General features: G+C 51.1%; 16 protein-coding genes and 1 pseudogene. 5 read left to right on the forward strand and 12 right to left on the reverse strand.

Features of this window, described 5'->3' with window-relative positions; translation table 11 throughout:
• Window positions 1–114 precede the first annotated feature (114 nt).
• The 5 genes from AC3WQH_RS13790 to AC3WQH_RS13810 all read right to left on the reverse strand — a co-directional run bounded on the left by AC3WQH_RS13790 (window position 115) and on the right by AC3WQH_RS13810 (window position 4,572).
• Window positions 115–660 carry a hypothetical protein gene (locus AC3WQH_RS13790; RefSeq protein ID WP_005826838.1) on the reverse strand — a complete coding sequence of 182 codons (546 nt, stop codon included), beginning with the start codon at window positions 658–660 and terminating at the stop codon, window positions 115–117.
• A 20-nt stretch (window positions 661–680) separates the two neighbouring features.
• On the reverse strand, window positions 681–1,394 hold the full coding sequence (locus tag AC3WQH_RS13795; protein ID WP_026557664.1) for an amidase domain-containing protein: 714 nt from the start codon (window positions 1,392–1,394) through the stop codon (window positions 681–683).
• A 402-nt stretch (window positions 1,395–1,796) separates the two neighbouring features.
• On the reverse strand, window positions 1,797–2,135 hold the full coding sequence (locus AC3WQH_RS13800; protein ID WP_005826834.1) for a zinc ribbon domain-containing protein YjdM: 339 nt from the start codon (window positions 2,133–2,135) through the stop codon (window positions 1,797–1,799).
• A 77-nt stretch (window positions 2,136–2,212) separates the two neighbouring features.
• Window positions 2,213–2,998, reverse strand: coding sequence for a gamma-glutamyl-gamma-aminobutyrate hydrolase family protein (locus tag AC3WQH_RS13805; RefSeq protein WP_025846962.1), 786 nt, complete (start codon window positions 2,996–2,998; stop codon window positions 2,213–2,215).
• A gap of 86 nt (window positions 2,999–3,084) precedes the next feature.
• Window positions 3,085–4,572, reverse strand: a complete 1,488-nt coding sequence (locus AC3WQH_RS13810) for an alanine/glycine:cation symporter family protein (RefSeq protein WP_286085948.1) — start codon at window positions 4,570–4,572, stop codon at window positions 3,085–3,087.
• A 93-nt stretch (window positions 4,573–4,665) separates the two neighbouring features.
• Between AC3WQH_RS13810 and AC3WQH_RS13815 the strand changes: the two genes are divergently transcribed.
• From AC3WQH_RS13815 to AC3WQH_RS13835, 5 genes and pseudogenes are all read left to right on the forward strand, one after another.
• Window positions 4,666–5,439: a transporter substrate-binding domain-containing protein gene (locus tag AC3WQH_RS13815; protein ID WP_005826827.1), complete on the forward strand. Its 774-nt coding sequence runs from the start codon at window positions 4,666–4,668 to the stop codon at window positions 5,437–5,439.
• Window positions 5,440–5,484: 45 nt separating this feature from the next.
• On the forward strand, window positions 5,485–6,141 hold the full coding sequence (locus AC3WQH_RS13820) for an amino acid ABC transporter permease (RefSeq protein WP_007778144.1): 657 nt from the start codon (window positions 5,485–5,487) through the stop codon (window positions 6,139–6,141).
• Window positions 6,138–6,860, forward strand: a complete 723-nt coding sequence (locus AC3WQH_RS13825; RefSeq protein WP_005826823.1) for an amino acid ABC transporter ATP-binding protein — start codon at window positions 6,138–6,140, stop codon at window positions 6,858–6,860. Before AC3WQH_RS13820 ends, AC3WQH_RS13825 begins: the two co-directional genes overlap by 4 nt.
• A gap of 100 nt (window positions 6,861–6,960) precedes the next feature.
• Window positions 6,961–7,637 (forward strand): annotated as a pseudogene (locus tag AC3WQH_RS13830) (response regulator transcription factor).
• Entirely contained in the window at window positions 7,634–8,629 is a 996-nt protein-coding gene (locus AC3WQH_RS13835) for a sensor histidine kinase (protein WP_122952400.1), read from the forward strand. Before AC3WQH_RS13830 ends, AC3WQH_RS13835 begins: the two are co-directional and overlap by 4 nt.
• A 103-nt stretch (window positions 8,630–8,732) precedes the next feature.
• Here AC3WQH_RS13835 and lpdA read toward each other — a convergent pair whose 3' ends face one another.
• From lpdA to AC3WQH_RS13870, 7 genes are all read right to left on the reverse strand, one after another.
• Window positions 8,733–10,112, reverse strand: coding sequence for a dihydrolipoyl dehydrogenase (gene lpdA / locus AC3WQH_RS13840; RefSeq protein WP_026557667.1), 1,380 nt, complete (start codon window positions 10,110–10,112; stop codon window positions 8,733–8,735).
• 12 nt (window positions 10,113–10,124) lie between these two features.
• Window positions 10,125–11,441 (reverse strand): dihydrolipoamide acetyltransferase family protein, encoded by a 1,317-nt coding sequence (locus AC3WQH_RS13845; RefSeq protein ID WP_310670520.1) that lies wholly within the window; start codon window positions 11,439–11,441, stop codon window positions 10,125–10,127.
• Window positions 11,442–11,538: 97 nt separating this feature from the next.
• On the reverse strand, window positions 11,539–12,576 hold the full coding sequence (locus tag AC3WQH_RS13850; RefSeq protein WP_005826813.1) for an alpha-ketoacid dehydrogenase subunit beta: 1,038 nt from the start codon (window positions 12,574–12,576) through the stop codon (window positions 11,539–11,541).
• Between the two features lie 18 nt (window positions 12,577–12,594).
• Window positions 12,595–13,587, reverse strand: a complete 993-nt coding sequence (locus AC3WQH_RS13855) for a thiamine pyrophosphate-dependent dehydrogenase E1 component subunit alpha (RefSeq protein ID WP_005826811.1) — start codon at window positions 13,585–13,587, stop codon at window positions 12,595–12,597.
• A 273-nt stretch (window positions 13,588–13,860) separates the two neighbouring features.
• Window positions 13,861–14,694: a lipoate--protein ligase family protein gene (locus tag AC3WQH_RS13860; RefSeq protein ID WP_005835593.1), complete on the reverse strand. Its 834-nt coding sequence runs from the start codon at window positions 14,692–14,694 to the stop codon at window positions 13,861–13,863.
• Between the two features lie 37 nt (window positions 14,695–14,731).
• Window positions 14,732–16,642, reverse strand: coding sequence for a sigma-54-dependent Fis family transcriptional regulator (locus tag AC3WQH_RS13865; RefSeq protein ID WP_007778120.1), 1,911 nt, complete (start codon window positions 16,640–16,642; stop codon window positions 14,732–14,734).
• A gap of 196 nt (window positions 16,643–16,838) precedes the next feature.
• Complete coding sequence (locus AC3WQH_RS13870) at window positions 16,839–18,536, reverse strand: DUF262 domain-containing protein (protein ID WP_283858461.1); 1,698 nt, start codon at window positions 18,534–18,536, stop codon at window positions 16,839–16,841.
• Between the last annotated feature and the right edge of the window lie 33 nt (window positions 18,537–18,569).

The raw sequence follows: 18,569 nt of genomic DNA on the forward strand, positions 1-18,569 counted from the left end.
TAGTAGCATGAGCCGCTGCCTGTCATTTTATGTTTGGCCTGTCCACCTGGACTGCTCATGAAAAGGGCGCTGCCCTGGTGAGCAACGCCCTTTGTTTTTCGCGTACATGTAGCCTTATTGGTCGCTTTGCGTACTGATTGCATCTTTTTCCTGTTGAAATTGTGCCAGCAACTGTTCTGCTTCTTCTTTGGCATCTTCAGACTGCCTTGCCATCTTTGCTCTATTTTTTAAAGAAGCCAATTTCTCTTCAAATTTTGCAACGAGTTGTTTCTGCTGTTCGATTTGCGCTAACATTTTCGTTACCTCGGGGTCGTTTGCATCTGCATCGCTGTTTTTGTAGCTTGATTCATGAATGAGTGTCATTTCTTTGAAACCAGCTAGCTTACGTGCCAATACATCCTCGGGGTTTTCGGGGTACAGCTCTTTTTTCAGCTTGCCTATCTCCCACCCCAGATCTTTTATTTTTTGTCTTTCTTCACTTGGCGCATTTGGATCATCTTGCTCGGCCAGCTTTTGATACTCTTCTTCCATTTGCTTAAGCATTTCTGTTTTGGATGCATCATTCGCATATGCTTGATACCCCAAAAAACTTGCAACGCCTAAAATGGCAAGACCGCCTATTGATGCAGCGATAAGTTTTTTGGTTCGCTGTATAAACATGGTATCACCCCTTTAGTGTTTTATTTCTTGATTTTTATTGTTACAACATATGCTCCGCCATAATCGAGCCATTCACTTAGCGGAAGGTCTGTCCCCCATGTATAATCACTGTCATTTAACGAATGCTGAGCCATATACACTTCCCCATCCTTAAAGTGATGAACTACTTGTGAATGAACAGTTCTTCCAGCACTGTTCACATACTGAACAATATCACCTTCATACAAATCGTTGTAAATGTCTCTAAAGTTCTTTTGTGCATCTTTGACTGAGTACTTTTTGGCCTGATACGCAAATTCTCCTCCGGAACCATTAACTACTGCCCAGTGTTCTCTAAATTGATGAGCTCCAGTCCAAGATGATGTGCGGGATTTTTTATCATTTGTATTTTTGGGAACATTAGGGCCATAATAATACCAATCCTTTGTATTCCTATTATAACCAACTTTTCCATGGAAATCCAGACCTCCACCCTCATGTAATACTTGAGAAACAAAGTTTGTGCAGTCACCACCATCGCTGTTACTTCCATAATTCGCGTACTTTTTATTCCCAGGTCGTTCAGCATACTTTTCAACGTATTTTTTTGCACCTCTTCGGTCAAAATCGCTATTTATTTTCGAGTCCTTATTCGTAAACATAATCTCTGGTGCTGCAAATGCTTGTCCAGTCAGTAAAGTTGTTCCTAAGAACGTAAAAATCAACGTTTTTTTCAAAGCCTTCTTCAAATTCATCATCCCTCTCCAAGGAAATTTTTGCAAAATATCTTCACTTTATTTTTATGTCAAAACTCCCAAAAAAATCAATAAATTTCCTTTTTAATTCTATTTATTATTCGTTTCTCCTATTCCTTGCTTCAGACAACATGAAAGACCTGTCCCGTCTGTTCAACACGGAGACGTTCGTCGCAAGTCATCCACGAAAGCGAGACAGGCGGCGAAAAAAGTTTTACCTTATCGCGCGGGGACGTGTCGAAGTTGTCCTGTCTTTCCTTAACCGTTCCAATTGAAAAAAGTGGTTGGCAACGGAAAATGTTGCTCAACCACTTTTTATATGTTATATGTCTGCCGTCTGAGGGAAGCGTATGCAAGATGAGAAAAAAAACCAGCCTCTCTACAGAAGCTGGCCTGACGTTGCTACACCTTTTTCACAAACTCCGACTTCAATTTCATCGCACCGAACCCGTCGATCTTGCAGTCGATATCGTGGTCGCCGTCCACCAGACGAATGTTTTTTACCTTCGTCCCGATTTTCAAAACCGACGAGCTCCCTTTTACTTTCAGATCCTTGATGACGGTTACGGTATCGCCGTCTTGCAGGATGTTGCCGTTCGCGTCCTTGATTACTTTTTCGCCGCTGTCCTCGGCTTCTGCTTGCAGTGTCCACTCGTGGCTGCATTCCGGGCAGATCAGCATGCTTCCATCCTCGTACGTGTACTCGGAATTACATTTCGGGCAATTTGGCAATTTACTCATGCATTTCATACCTCCATCCAATTACGGCTCATTTTAACACAAATGCCCGTTGGATACATGTCTTGCCGCCCAATTTCTTAACGGTTGGCAGAGGTACAAAGGTTATCCATGTCTATTCGCCTCTTCTTGGCGGACTCGATAAATAGCATAAACAGCTTCAGTTGTTCCTCATCTGTCTGAAACATCATCTCGGGATGCCACTGAACAGCCAGTAAAAATGGATACTGCGGATGTACAATCGCCTCAATGATGCCATCCTCTGCGGTTGCAATCGCTTCCAGACCTTCTCCGAGTCTTTCGATCACCTGATGATGAAAGCTGTTGACGTCCAGCTCCTCCTTGCCAAAACAACGATAAAGAACATGCTCCTTTGAAAGCTTTACCTTGTGAGCAATACTGGATTTTGGCCCTATATACCCGGCGTGGTTGATCTCCGTGGAATAGCCTCGCTCAATGTCTTGCACGAGCGTCCCGCCAAAATACACATTCAGAAGTTGAAGTCCGCGACATATCCCGAATATCGGCATCTTTCTTTTTACCGCTTTGTCCAGCAGCTTCCATTCAAACTGGTCCCTGGCCGGATTGATCTGACCAAGACCTTTTTTATACGGCTGCCCGTAGAAGCTTGGGCTAATGTCGCTCCCGCCAATAAACATCAGGCCATCGAGACGATCCAATAGCGACTCCAGATAACTGTCATCATCAATGAGTGGAATCGGTACAGGTATTCCGCCTGCACGATGAATACTCTCAGGATCGTCTATCGCTGACATAAAGTGGTCCTGGGCAATGACAAATCGATGTTTGCTTTCCTCAAAGGCACTGACGTAATAGGTTGTACAACCAATGAGAGGCTTCGTCACATTCCATTTCTCCTTCATCTGCTGATCTTATGTGACCGATTTTAGGGGAAAAATTCTGGAGAAAAATCAAAAAATTATGTGATCGCTCACTCAATTGTCTTTGTAGCGCTGGCCATTCCCTTATCTTCATAAAACAGTCGGACATCTTCGTCAATCTGCCCGATGTTCAAATATCTGGCTTTGTAATCTTGCAACAGCTTTTTAAACTGATGGCTGAGAACCAGCAGGAAAAATATGTTGATAAAGGTAGGTACAGCAGTCATGATGCCTGTCATCAACCATACATCCTTGTCGGGAAAGTGAAAAGTGACGACATAGACGACAAAGAGAAATTCGGGAAATGCGCAAAATATCTTCAAATATTTCAGTACATGTTTTTTAGCGACCTTCTTTTTATTCAGCAGGTGTTTTACCATTATTTCCCTGCTCACATACCAGCCGCTTGCCGACGTTAGTGCAAACAAGAAAATGATGACCGTCACCATGTATTTGCCCGCTAACCCCAATGTTTGTTCAAACGAATGCAAAGCCAGTTCAATCCCCGTTCGTCCGGAAACCCAATCATCAGACAAAATCACCACGAAAGCCGTAATTCCACAAATCACAATGCTTGTAAAAAACACCTCAAAACCACCCCACAGCCCTTGCTTTACCGGATGGTCGACATTGGCCGTCGAATGAACAATCGGTGTAGTGCCCCAGCCGAATTCGCTGGTGTACACTGCCTGGGATACCCCGATCGTAATGACCTGGGCCAAGGTTGCTCCCGTGAAACCACCGATGGCGGCCGAGCCATAAAAGGCGTGCCGAATAATCAATTCCAGGGTCGGGATGACTTTTTCCACGTTCATCAAAATAATCAGGAAACCTAAAGCAAGATAAGCCACGATCATGAACGGCACTATGAATAAAAATATCCTTGCCAAATACGGAATGCCGCGCACAATGATGAAATAAACCAAAAGCGCAAACAAAAAGGATACGCCAAGAATGTTCATATGAAACGTGGTGCTGATAGCGACGGAAGCCACGTAGTTTTGGATCGAGAGAAAAATGGGCGCGATCATGCCAATCACAAACAACACGACCAGAAACATCCAATTTTTTACATTCATTTCTTCACCGATACCTTTTTCGATGTAAACAGTCGCCCCCCCGATGAATTGCCCATCCTCGTCTCTCGTTCTGTAATAGACGGATAAAGTTACTTCTACCATTTTGATAATCATCCCGACTGCGGAGGCAACCCACATCCAAAATACCGCTCCCGGACCGCCGATGGAGATGGCTGTAGCCACCCCGCCTATACATCCAACCCCTACCAGACAGCCAAGGGCAATATTTCCGGCGATGTAAGAAGGCAGTCCTCCTCGTTGGCTTGTTTTTTCCGTTTTTTGGCGAGTGGAGCCCCAAATGTGGCGAAATATATGCAAAAGCTGACGAAGCTGAAAAAACCGATTATCCACCGTAAAAAAGAAGCCCGCGAAAAGAATAGCAAAAGGCATGGGGATATCCCAAAGGATGTTGACGATGGAGTTTGCCATTTTCTCTATCAAGACGACCAAACCTTTCACGAATTTTCACACATTTCTTTGAAATTTATTTTACATTATTTTTTTATGATATAGGCACAAAGTACGTATCTTTTTTCAAAGAGGAGGGTTTTTATGCTTCGTCGTAAACATTGGATTTCTTTCGTAGTAAGCTGTTTGACAGCCATTGGATTGGTAGGGTGCGGAGCCCAAGAGACCGGGGGCAGCGCAAACAATACTCTCATTTTTGCCGTCGCTCCAGATGGAGGCGCTTTCAGTTCCCGAGACAGCTCCGGCAAACTGACCGGATTTGATATTGAACTCGTTGAGTCACTCGCTGCGAAAGAAAACCTCAAAGTAGAGTGGAAAGAGATGAAATTCAACGGAATTATCCCTGCCTTGCAAGCGAAACAGGTTGATGGCGCTGCAGCTTCAATCACCATTCGTGACGATCGTAAGGCAGTGACGAATTTTACCGACCCCTATTTTGATTCCGGCCTTGTGATGGTAGTGAAAAAAGATAGCCCGATCAACTCCGTCGATGACTTGAAGGACAAGACAATCGTCGCCAAACAAGGAACATCCGGACTTGAAAAAGCAAACGAGCTCGCCAAAGAAAAAGGCGCCAAAGTAAAGATTTTGGAAGATGAAGCCACACTCTATATGGACGTGGAAGCGGGAGGCTCCGATGTGCTGATTAACGACTTCCCTTTTGTCGCCAATAAAATCAAATCCGGAACAGCTACCAACTTGAAAATCGTTGGAGACAAATTGACAGGTGAAGAATACGGGATCGCCATTGCAAAAGGAAAAGAAGACATTCTGGAAAAATTCAACAAACACCTGAAAGAAATGAAAGAAAACGGCGAGTATCAAAAATTATACGATAAATACTTCGGTTCAAACTAACGGGTGCAGATTGCACCTTATTTCTTTCAGGAAAGGAAGCGAAGCATGGACACATTAAACCTGATTGCAGACGCATCTCCCCTTTTGCTGAAAGGGCTTGAGAATACGATAAAAGTAGCTTTTCTTTCTTTGCTTTTTGCCACTGTTCTCGGACTTTTCTTCGGCCTCTTGCGTGTATCGAAGCGAAAGTCGCTACAAATGATTGCGAAAGTCTATGTAAGCATCATTCGGGGCACCCCGCTGTATGTACAAGTTATTTTCTTTTACTTCGGCGTGTTTCCACTACTGTTTGGACGAGCTACCGATGCGGTGTCTGCCGGCATCTTCGTTCTCAGTCTTAATGCAGGGGCGTATTTGGTAGAAATATTTCGCGCCGGCATAGAATCCATCGACAAGGGCCAAATGGAGGCAGGCCGAGCCATCGGCTTTACCCATGGCCAAACAATGGCATACATTATCATGCCGCAAGCAATCAAGCGAATGATCCCCGCAATCGTCAACCAGTTCATTATCAGCATTAAAGATACGTCACTGCTTGCCACCATCGGAATTGCGGAGCTTACATTCACGGCTCAGACAATTTATGCGGTAAACTTCAAAGCTTTCGAGTTTTTAGGTACAGTTGCCGTCATTTACTGGGTTCTGATCTATGTGCTCACATGGTTCTCCCATTGGCTGGAAAGGAGGTTGGCGGCACGATGATTCAGGTGAATCAGTTGGCAAAATCATTCGGGAATCTCCATGTACTCAAGAACATCAACGCCCATATCAAACGCAAAGAGGTCGTATGTGTCATCGGCCCCTCGGGCTCCGGCAAGTCTACTTTTCTCCGATGCATGAATCTTCTTGAAGAACCTACAGCCGGTGAGATCATCATCGACGGGATCAACATTATGGATAAGCAAACAAATATTAACGCCCTTCGGCAAAAAGCCGGAATGGTATTTCAGCAATTTAATCTCTTCCCACACAAAACATCATTGGAAAACATTACGCTGGGCCTGATTAAGATCAAAAAATACAGTACAGCATCTGCCGTTGAAAAAGGAAAAGCCCTGCTTGCGAAAGTAGGTCTTCTAGAAAAAGCAGATGTCTACCCGCGAAATCTGTCTGGCGGTCAGCAGCAAAGGGTGGCGATTGCAAGAGCTTTGGCTATGGAGCCGGAAATCATGCTGTTTGATGAGCCTACATCAGCACTCGATCCCGAAATGGTCGGGGAGGTTTTGCAAGTGATGAAAGACTTGGCCCAGGAAGGAATGACGATGGTGATCGTCACACACGAAATGGGTTTTGCCAAAGAGGTAGCTGATCGAATCCTGTTTATGGATCAAGGAATTGTTGTAGAAGAAGGCACGCCTGAACAGATGTTTTTCCACACCCAACAAGAAAGAACACGGGAGTTCCTGAACAAGGTTCTGTAGCTCGCTTCTCTTTTTCAACCTCTGGATTCTCTTGAATTCAGAGGTTTGCTCCATTCCGGTATAATAGTATGTATTACATCGTGAGGGGGAGTTTTTGCAGATGGCGTACACCGTCTTTTTAGTTGAAGATAATCAGGATTTAAACTCCATCTTGCAGAAGTATCTGGAAAACGCAGGCTATACCGTGGAAGCATTTCTGGACGGCTTCTGTGCCCAGCAAAAAATCCGGGAGACACCTGACCTCTGGATCTTGGACATTATGCTGCCCGATACGACCGGATACACCTTATTCAAAGAGATCAAAGCAATCCACCCGGATATTCCTGTGATCTTTATCTCTGCCAAAAACCAGGAAATCGACCGGGTTGTCGGTCTGGAACTAGGCTGCGACGACTACATCTCCAAACCATTTTTACCGCGAGAACTGATCTTGAAAACGCAAAAGCTGCTGGAACGCAAAAACGGCACAAAGCCTCATCGGCACGCTATAAACAAAATAAACGACTATACCATTCACCGCGAAAACCACACCATTCATCACGAAGGTGTTTCCATATCCCTGACCAGCAAGGAGTTTGAGCTATTGCTGTTTTTCATTGACCATCCAAATCGTGTGTTCTCTCGGGAACAAATTTTGGAACGATTGTGGGACAAAAACTATTATGGCTCTGATCGTGTAGTCGACGATACTGTGCGGCGCATACGAAAAAAATGCCAAAGCTGTCCATAGAAACTGTCTATGGCTACGGTTACAGGTATAGGCTGGTGAATGGATGAGAGACAAACCGTTTGGACTCCAAATATGGGTAATCATGACCGCTTTTCTCACTTTTATTACGGGGATCATCACGGTTGTACTCGTCACATATGTCTCGGTCGATGTCCTAATCAATCTCGTTCGGCTTCTCGTCATACTCTCTATCATCAACATCTGCATAGCCAAGTTTATCTCGAATAAAATTACCGAGCCATTGCGCTACTTGGAAAAGAAGGTTCGCAAAATTGCAAACAAGGAGTGGGAAGAACCGATTGATCTAAATCGCGGAGACGAATTCGGCAAACTGGCTTCCTCTATTAACATGATGCAAGAATCGCTCAAGAAAATGGAGATGGAGGAAGAAATTTTTTTACAAAGCGTTTCCCATGATTTGAAAACACCTATCATGGTCATCCACAGCTATTCCCAGGCGCTTTTGGATCGAATCTATTTGAACGACTCTTTTGACGAGACGGTTGCTGTCATTATTAAAGAAGCGAAGCATCTCGAAAAAAAGGTAGAAAAACTGCTGTACCTCAACAGTCTCGACTATATATTAGAAAGAAAAAGTGAATGTAAGCCCACGAACGTCCAAGCAATTGTTCACAATCTCATCGAGAGATTTTTACTGGTGCAAAACAATATCGTCATTCACAACCAGTTGAAAACTGTGTTTGTCTGGGGAAACGAGGAAGAGCTTACGGTAGCACTGGAGAACATTTTGGAAAACAATATGCGCTTTGCCAAATCTTCTATCTGGATATCGGTGAACCGCGTTCTCGTCCAAGAAAAAGAACTCGTGGAAATCATCCTGGAAAACGACGGTCCCCCGATCGAAGCTGAACAGCTAGATCAGTTGTTCAACCATTTTTACAAAGGGATGAACGGAAAATTCGGACTTGGGTTATTCATCACGAAAAAAATCATCCAATTCCATAATGGAGAAGTACACGCAGAAAACAGGGGAAAACGCGTGAGGTTTACCATCTTGCTGCCAAGCACGACCAACTGACGCTGCTTCTTCTCGATAAAAAACAGATAGCCCTCCCTTGGCTCGGTGGAGGGCTATCTGTTTCACATTTTTGCATCGCTTGCAGTCATCGACTTTTGTTCCGCTATCCGTGAATCGCATGTCCCAATGCCCCGCGAACCGCCTCGTTCAGCGCCTCTGAAAGCGTAGGATGCGGAGCGATAAAGTTCTCCATGGCATCTGCCGTCATTTCGGCATGCAAAAGAAGCGCCGCCTGCCCGATCAGCTCTGTTGCCAGCGGCCCCACCAACGTCACGCCGACGATCTCGTGGTACGCCGGCTCCACCAGCACTTTTACTTTGCCTGCGGCTTCCTGCAAAATCATCGCCTTGCCGTTGGCCGAAAAAGAAAACTCGCCGACGAGCAGCCCTGCGTATTGCTCTCTGGCCTGACGCTCCGTCAATCCGACGGAAGCCACCTCCGGCGATGTATAAATGCAACGAGGCACAGCGCGCAGGTTGAGCATGGCTTCCTCGCCGCATGCGTTGCGAGCAGCAGTCTCGCCTTCGTGAAAAGCTACGTGGGCAAGCTGAATCGTTCCGCGCGCATCACCTGCGACATAAATATGCGGCTGGCTCGTCTGCAAGCGCTCGTTTACCTCGATCCCGCGCGCTGTCGCTTTTACCCCGGCTCGATCGAGCGAAAGTCCGTCCAGACGCGGCTTTCTTCCGATCGCTACCAGGACGGCATCTGCCTTGAGTTCCTTTACCCCCTCCGGAGTACGGATGCGCGCCAGCCTGCCCGTGCGATCCAGTGCTTCCACGCTGCTCCCCAGATGCAACTGCACGCCCTCCTGCTTCAGGCTGCGCTCCAGAAATGCCGCGATGTCAGCGTCTTCTCCCGGCAATAGTTGCTCCGCCAGCTCCACCATGACGACCTGGCTGCCCATTCTGCTGTAAACGGAAGCAAATTCGCAGCCGATCACTCCCCCGCCCACGATGAGCAGCACGGGCGGAGCCTTTTCCAATGACAGGCAGTGACTGCTGTTCAAAATCCACTCCCCGTCGAATGGAGCAAAAGGAAGGGCGATTGGCTCCGCCCCGGTCGCTACAATAAATTTCTCTGCCTCTACGCTGCTCGTGCCGTCTGCCGTCTCTACCCGCAAAGAGCGCTCGTTTTGAAACGTCGCGCGTCCTCGCATGACCTGCACCTGATTGCGCTTCATCAAGTACTGCACGCCGCCAGTCAACTTTTGAACGATGCCCTGCTTGTAGGCGTGCACTTTCTCCCATTGGACTCGCGTCTGGTCCACAGGGCTTTCGATGCCGAAGCGTCCTGCATGCAAGACGTGCTGATATGTGTCCGCGCACTCCAGCAGCGCTTTGGTCGGCATGCAACCTTCGTTCAGGCAGGTGCCGCCCAGCTCCTTTTGTTCGATCAGCACAACCTGCTTTCCGGCACGCGCCGCCGTAATTGCCGCCACGTAGCCCGCTGGTCCTCCGCCGATAATCGCGATATCGTACATGCCCTTCCCTCCCTAGACCAGCAGGCTGTGCGGTTCTTCCAGGTAAGACCGGACTGTCGCCAAAAACGCCGCAGCCGGAGCGCCGTCGAGCACCCGATGGTCAAATGTCAGGGAGAGCGGCAATATGCTGCGGCGTTGCAGCTCGTCGCCGACAAATACAGGCGTGTCCTTCGCCGCGCCTACGCCCAATATCCCGGCTTCCGGCGGATTCAGCACAGGTGTAAAGGTGTCTACGCCATAGCTGCCCAGGTTGGTGATCGTAAAGGTAGAGCCTTTCATTTCTTCCGGCGCAAGCTGATTTTGTCTTGCCCGTGCGCTGACGGATTTCAGTTGGCTGGACAGCTCGGCAAGCGTCTTCTGCTCGGCCTGGCGAATGACGGGGACGACCAGACCTTTTTCCAGCGCGACGGCTATTCCGAGATGAACCTCTTCGTACAGCTCGATCCGGTCTTCCACATACGCGCTGTTCATCTGCTTGTGCCGCAAAAGCGACAGAACGACCGCCCTGGCAATCAAATCGGTAACGGACAGCTTGAGCTGGTAGCGGCGCTCCATTTCTGGCGAGAGCTTTTCCTTCAGTTGCAAAAGCTCGGTAATGTCCGCCTGCATCGTGATCGTCAGTTGGGCGCTTTGCTGCAGGCTCTGGTACATCCGCTCGGCAATGACTTTGCGCATGCCGGAGACAAGAATGCGCTCAGGCTGCTTTTCGGCTGTGTTCACGGCCGCTGCCGCATGGTCGCTGCTGCCCGCGACAGGTGCAACGCTCGTTTGCACGCCAGCAACTTGTGCCGCCGCATTCGTCTCTTTTTCCCCGCCAGCCTGAATGAAGCGCTCCACGTCTTCTTTGGTGATTCTGCCCTGCGGCCCTGTGCCCGTCAGCTTTGTGTAGTCAATGCCCGCTTCTTCTGCCATCTTGCGCGCTACAGGCGAGATTTTGATCCCATCCCGCGGACGATCCAGTACGGCAGTTGCAGTTGTTGCCGCTGGCGCTCCTGCTTTTGTCCGCTGCTCATCCGAAGCCGCCAGCGCAGCGGCCGACTCGGCAGTCGCTTTTGCCGACGCGGTGACAGAGGCCGTCCCTGCCCGTTCCCCTGGCTGTCCGATCACTCCAAGCACGGTGCCGTAGGGGACCACGCCACCCTCGGGAACCTCGATTTTCAACAGCACGCCGTCTGCAGCGGCCTCTACTTCCATTTCAATTTTTTCCGAGCTGATGTCGACGATGCCCTCGCCTTTTTTTACCGCCTCTCCCTCGCGCTTCTTCCAGGCGATAACCGTACCTTCCACCATTGCCATTCCCAGCTTGGGCATAATGATATTTTCTGCCATTTTGCTCTCTCCTCTCCTGCCTTGCCTACGCGCTTGTTTTCAGCCGAAAAAGCACCCGGCATTGCTCGTTGCCGACAGCCGGGTGCTGCCCAGTCGATCAGGAAACGGCGGTAATCGAAGCGTCTCCGATCATTTCCGACACGACCTGAATGACCTTTTGCGGCGATGGCAGATACAGATCCTCCAGCACCGGAGAAAACGGAACAGGGGTATGCGGCGCTGTGATCCGTTTGATCGGCGCATCCAACGTGTCGAAGCCTTTATCGGCCACAAGCGCTGCGATATCGGTGGCGATGCTGCAGCGCGGGTTCGCCTCGTCGATCACGATCAGGCGATTCGTCTTCGCGACGGAAGCCAAAATCGTATCCTCATCCAGCGGCGACAGCGTGCGCGGATCGACTACCTCGACCTCGATTCCCTTCTTCGCCAACTGGTCGGCTGCCGCAAGCGCTGTCTGTACCTGCTTGCCGATGGCGACAATCGTCAGGTCGCTGCCCACGCGCTTGATGTCCGCTACGCCGAGCGGGATCGTGTAGTAGCCTTCCGGAACTTCTCCTGTGGTGTTATACAGCGTTTTGTCCTCGAAGAAAATGACCGGGTCGTTGTCCTCGATGGCGGCGAGCAGCAAGCCTTTTGCCTCATACGGCGTGGACGGCACGACTACCTTGATGCCCGGGATGTGCGTGAACATGGCGTACAGGCTCTGCGAGTGCTGCGCTGCCGCCCGGAATCCGGCGCCGTGCATCGTGCGAATCGTGATCGGAACCTGCGCCTTGCCGCCAAACATGTAGCGGAATTTCGCCCCCTGATTCATCACCATGTCAAGGCAGCTTCCGATAAAATCGTTGAACATCAGCTCGGCAATCGGCCTCATCCCTGTTGCCGCAGCCGCCATGGCCGCCCCGATGTAGCCCGCTTCGGTAATCGGCGTATCCAGCACGCGCTCGCGGCCGAACTCCTGCACAAGCCCTTTGGTCACGCCAAGCACGCCGCCCCACGCTTCATCGTCCTGCAAATGGTCCACCTGCGCGCCGCCAGCCACGTCCTCGCCCAGCAAAATCACGTTCTCGTCGGCTCTCATCGCCAGCTTCATCGCTTCGTTTACAGCGGCAGAAAAGCTGATTTTTCTCGTCATGTTCTCCATCCTCCTCTCTTAGTACGACACGTACACGTCTGTCAGCAGCTCTTCGGCGTTCGGATACGGGCTTTCCTCGGCAAAGCGGATTGCCTCCTGAATCGCCGCTTCCACCGACTGCTCGATCTCTGTCAGCTCCGCGTCAGCGAGCGTTTGCGATGCAGTCAAATGATTGCGGAACGTCGCAATCGCATCTTTTTCGTTCAAGTGCTCCTGCTTGTCGCTCTCTTTTTTGTATTTTTGCGCATCCCCTTCGAAATGCCCGTAGTTGCGGTAAGTCACACATTCAATCAGGGTAGGGCCTTCGCCGCGCCGCGCACGGGCTACTGCTTCCTCCGCCGCCCGGTAAACAGCGAGTACGTCTTTGCCATCCACTCGCACGCCCGGCATATTGTAACCGCTTGCACGATCGGCGATATGAGTGCAGCTCGAGGCGTATGTAAACGGCGTCGCCTCTCCGTACCCGTTGTTTTCTGCCACAAACACGACAGGCAGCTTCCAGATCGCCGCCAGATTCAAGCCTTCGTGGAAAGTTCCCTGGTTGTTTGCGCCATCCCCAAAGAAACATACGCTGACCGCACTGGTCTTTTTCAGCTTGGCTGTCAACGCCGAGCCACACGCCAGCGGGAATCCGCCTCCGACGATGCCGTTTGCCCCCAGCATCCCTTTGTCCAGGTCCGCGATGTGCATCGAGCCGCCCTTGCCTTTGCACAGCCCTGTCGCCTTGCCGTAAATCTCCGCCATCATTCCATTCAAGTCGCACTCTTTGGCAATGCAGTGGCCGTGACCACGGTGCGTGCTGGTAATGCTGTCCTGCTGGTTCAGATGTACGCCCAGCCCAACCGCAATCGCCTCTTCTCCCGCATACAAGTGAACAAAGCCTGGCAGCTTGCCCTGTCCGAACAACACGTGAACCGCGTCCTCGAATTTGCGGATCTCCAGCATTTTGCGGTACATCCATTTCGCCTGCTCACGGGACAGCACCTGTTCTTCCGCCTGGATTACTTTCATCAGATACGCCTCCTCCATCGTGACTTGTCTGGAACGACCGGTCGATCGCTCTTGCCCTTTTCTATGTGCAATCCTTGTGCCAGCCTGGGCCTGTCCGACAAAAACGCGTATTTGCGCCATGTTTCCGCCTCGTTTTGCCGGGACATGTCCCTCGCAGGTGAGACAAACTGAGACGGGCGTCCCATTTTGTCCCATTTTTTCTCACATTCTCACTGGGCCGCACCTGCCTCTGTCCGGCTTGGTCGATGGCAGAAAATAAAAAAGGCCGGTTCTTTAAGAACCGACCAGGTGACGCTGTCTTCCTTGCAGCATATGGAGCGCGCTCTCCGCCTCCCGGGCAAGCCATGGCGGACAGACATCCAGCACCGAAAACGAAGATGCTGCCTGTGCGTGCAACACCTTGCGTATTCGCGCGGCCAACCATTCGGCTCCACCCGGCACGCCCAGCTCGGACAGGCTTGCCATCCGTTCAGGCTGCACCTGCGGATACTGCTCGACACAGGCTCCTTGGGCAGCCGTCTCGTAAAAGGACTGGACGACCTCACCGTACGCACGCCCGCAGCCCTCTGCATTGATGAACGCCTGCACAGCAACGGCGCGTGTCAAACGCCGCTGGGCAATCCCGCAAAATTTATAGCCGTCGATGGCAAGATCGTACGTCCCTGGACAATAGGAACCTACGACCTCGCCGCTGTTCATGCGCTCTCCATCGTCGCCCAACGCTGCGCGAATCAGCTCGACCATTTGCGCGAAAAACGGCTCGGGATTCAAGTCGGCAGCTCCGACAGGCATCACCAGCGACAGATTGACCACGCCCGGAGCGAGCGGAACGGCCGCGCCCCCCGATTGGCGGACAGCCGTGCGATATCCTTTTGCCTCCAGCTCGCGAACAGCCTCCGCCGCCTGTGGCAGCTTGGCGTCCCGCGAGCCGAGCACCACTGCCTTTTCGTGCCGCCAGAGGTGAACCAGCGGCGCGATTGCCGCATCTTTTGCACACAGGCGGGCGTACGCTTCGTCGATGCCAAACGGGACAAGCACGTCCCCCGTATGTATCCGGGAGGTCGTGTCGAGCAGTTGCAGCGTCGTTTGTCGCCATGTCGGTTGCATACGTGCGTTCCTCCCTGTTGTTTTCGTCGTCAGAGGCTCAGAGCCGATACTTTTTCAGCTTGCGGTAAAAAGTGCTGCGCGGAATGCCCAGCAGCTCGGCCGCCACAGACGCGCTGCCGCCGCTCTTTTCCAGCGCCTGGACGATCGTTTGCCGTTCCAGCTTCTCGCGATAGCGCAAGGAGTCCGGTTCGTAAAAAGCTGGCTCGTTTGCCGCGTGACCTGCGCCGAGGCGCAAATCTGTACTTGGCTGGTCCGGATACACGGAGACGGAAAAATCGTGGTTCAGATCGGGCCGGGTTAAGCCGGCAAGAAAACGCTTCCAATCTTCTCTGGGAATCACTCTGAGACGCTCCACCACGTTGTACAGCTCGCGAATGTTTCCCGGCCAGTCGTAGGCTAGCAGCTCCTTTTGCAAAACGTCCGGCAACTCCAGCTCGTCGTAGCCGTTTTTGCGGCAATAATGCCGAATGAGCAGCGGAATGTCCTCCTTGCGCGAACGAAGCGGCGGCAGCGAGACGGGCAGCACGTGCAGCCGATAGTACAAGTCCTCGCGAAACGTGCCTTCGCTCACCTGCTGGCGCAAATTGCGGTGCGTAGCCGCGATGACGCGAATATCCAGCGATTGTTCTTCCGCACTCCCGATCGGCGTGACTTTTCGCTCCTGGAGGACTCGCAGCAAAGCTACCTGCATCGCCGCCGGAATTTCCCCGATCTCGTCGAGAAACAGCGTTCCCCCGTTGGCCTGCGCCAGCTTGCCCTTGTACCCGCGGCGGCGCGCCCCCGTGAAGGCTCCCTCGACATAGCCAAACAGCTCGCTTTCCATCAGCTCGCGCGGGATCGCCCCGCAGTTGACCGCGACAAACGGCCCTTCCCGGCGCGGGCTGTTGTCGTGAATCGCTTGCGCCGCCAGCTCTTTTCCCGTGCCGCTCTCGCCGTAAATCACGACATTGCCGTCCGTTGGCGCAATTCGCTCCAGCTCCCGCAGCACACGGGCAAAAGCCGCGCTTGTTCCCTTCTCGCCTTTGAACTGAAACGCGGGGCTGCCGCTGAGAAAAATGCGCGGAGCCCGCGTGCTGCTGGGAGTCAGCTCGACAATCCAGCCGATCAAGCCGTTATGGCGCCCGGAGAACACCGGGGCTTGCCTGACCTCCATCAGCCCGTATTCGGCCAGCTCGCGCCGCGTCCGTCCTGACCAGCCAGCAATTTGTTTGCGTATGCCCGCACTCGCGTACACCACCCGCTCTTCCTGGTTGTAGACGATCAGATGCCGTTCCGGTTCGTCCGCCAAAAGCACGGAGCGCTGCAGCAATTCCAGCTCGTCCTGCTGCCGCTGCTTCATCCACGCCTGCTCGATGGAGTACGCCAATGTCATAACGGTCGCCATCGTCTGGGGATGGCTGCGCTCCAGCGGGCTGGATACGTCAATGACCCCGAGCAGGCCGCCTGCTTCGTCGCGAATCGGCGCGGCAAAACAGCTCCAGCGATGAGAGGCAACAGAATAATGCTCCGTCCCGTTGACCATGATCGCTTCCTTTGCCATGAGCGCCGTTCCGATGGCATTGGTCCCTACCTCTTCCTCCGTCCAGCGCACGCCCTCGACGAAATTGATCGCGTTCGCATCCAAAAGTGCCCGTTTTTCGCCGCGCATGCTCAACACATAGCCCTCGGGATCAATCACGAGCGCAATCATTCCCACATCGTGAATAAAAGGCGACAGTCGGTCGATCTGCGGCAAGGCAAGCTCCAGCAAAAGCCGGCTGCTCTCCTGCTGCCTTTTCAAAGCGTCTCCTGCCAACACAACCTGTCCCGTTCCTGCGTACGGATTTACCCGATTTCTTTTGCAGCGATGCCACGACTCTGTAATCCGTTTGTTGATTCGTGCTGAGTCAATTACACCTTCTTGAACAAAACGTTTCCACATCCGCAACGAAACGCTTTCCTCGAACATGCATCAACCACCCTCCGCTTTACGAATCAATCCTTTCCCTCAAGATTATCCCGAATGTTCAGAAGTTTCAAGGTCTGTCTGTAGTTCATGACTACCACTCATCAAAACAAAAGGGAGGATTTAACAAACTTGTGACTTCCCCTTTTCAATCTTAAAGAAAAAGACACCTTCGAACTTATCGAAGGCATCCAGTTGTTCAGGGACTGGTCGTCGTGCTTTTCGCGTGCAGGTTCCAGGCGTTTTTGAGCAAGTCGATCAGCTTCTTTTGTCTCTTTTTCAAAACATCCGGCGTCCACTCTTTCTCCTGAATCACTTGAGTCGTGAGCGCAAATGAGCTGATCCCGTTGCTCGTTTGAAAATAGGAGGCTTTCTTCTTTTGAAAATCATAGTTTTTGGCCTGCGCATTTTTGGCCCGTGTCAGCAACACGAGATTGCCCAGTTTATGAACGTACTCGGAAGGATTGGGGAAATGCTGCAACCAGTCGCTGTTCGGTTTGGGCGTTTGCGGCAAGACGTGCTCGACGGTAATAACCGAATAGTCGTAGTAAGGCTGCCCTGCCGTCAAAAGCGAGTCCAGGCGCAAAAGCAAATAGCGCTTGGCCGTATCCTTGAGATCCGTGTACACATCTCCGTTCAGCATGCGAATGACTTCCTGCTTATCCTCTTCCGTCACCTCAAGAGCCGACTCGTCGGAAAACATGTCGACGCCTTTATCCATCTCTCGCAAAATTTGCGAGTACCGCGACATGCGCCAGTTGAAGTTTTTCCGCAAAATCATGCTCGTACCAGCCAGCACCTCCAGGCGGTAGAGAAAATCTTCTACCTTTTGGTTGTGATGACGCATGTAGTACATGGCAGGCGGAATCCAGTCGTTGTTGTCAATCCGGTTCAACAAGCTCAAAATCTTGATAAGCTGTGGCTGCTGGCTGAAAAATGAATTGTAGTTTACCAGCTTTAAATAAATCTCCCCATACGGGATCAAGTATTCATCAATAAACCGGCTGCCGCTGATCGTGGAAAAAATCTCGTTGTACTCGTCTTTGTAATTCGCGCTGCCTTTTCGCTTCTGGATAATCATCCTCATGTGATCGAACAGCTTGTTGAAACGGTCCCTGCCGAGAGAAACCTCGACGTCTTCCCACTTGCTTGTGTAGTGGTCCTGCTCATGTTTCGGGATATCGCCAATGACCTGCGCTTTGAAAATATCGCTCGTCATCAGATCCAGCCCGCGATCATTCAGCACGGTAAAAATGCGGAAAGCCGAATCAAAATTGGGAGTCGACACCACGACAATATAGCAAAGCGTTGCGATCACGCCAGGCAGCGTCTTGACCGTGTGCGGATCCAATTCGTTGAGCCGCTCCAAAAAGTACAGGGCGTTGTCCCGAATCGCCTTTTGACTGTCCGTTTTCACGGGCGTATCTGCATTCAGCTTTTGCGTAGCACCCCGCTCCTGAATGCTCACTTTGAAAAAGTCGCTGTCGCGATTGCGCAGACAGAGACGGTACGTATCGGCAATGTTTCGAATCTTGCTCCCTCTTTGCACGATCATGTCATCAATCTCGGCAGCGTAGTCGTCGCCCAAATAATCCCGCAATACCGCAAGCAAAATCGTCAATGTCGTAAGCCGCTGCTGGCCGTCCAACACTTCTGCATGAGGGCCGTCTTTCTTGACCAGCACAATGCTGCCGAGAAAATAAGGCTCCTCTACATCGCCAATATTTTTTTCCGTAATCCCGTAATGTTCGATAAAGTCGAGCAAATCATCCAGCAGTTCTCCCGCTTCGTTGGTCGTCCATGAGTACGGACGCTGAACGGAAGGAATCGTAAACAAGTAATCATCGGAAAAGACTTTATGTAAAGGAGTCTCCTGCGCAAATAACGTCGTCTTCAAAATGCTGCCTCCCCGAATGCTTGTAATGGGTGA

Source organism: Brevibacillus sp. FW301-21C12A (assembly GCF_058788915.1).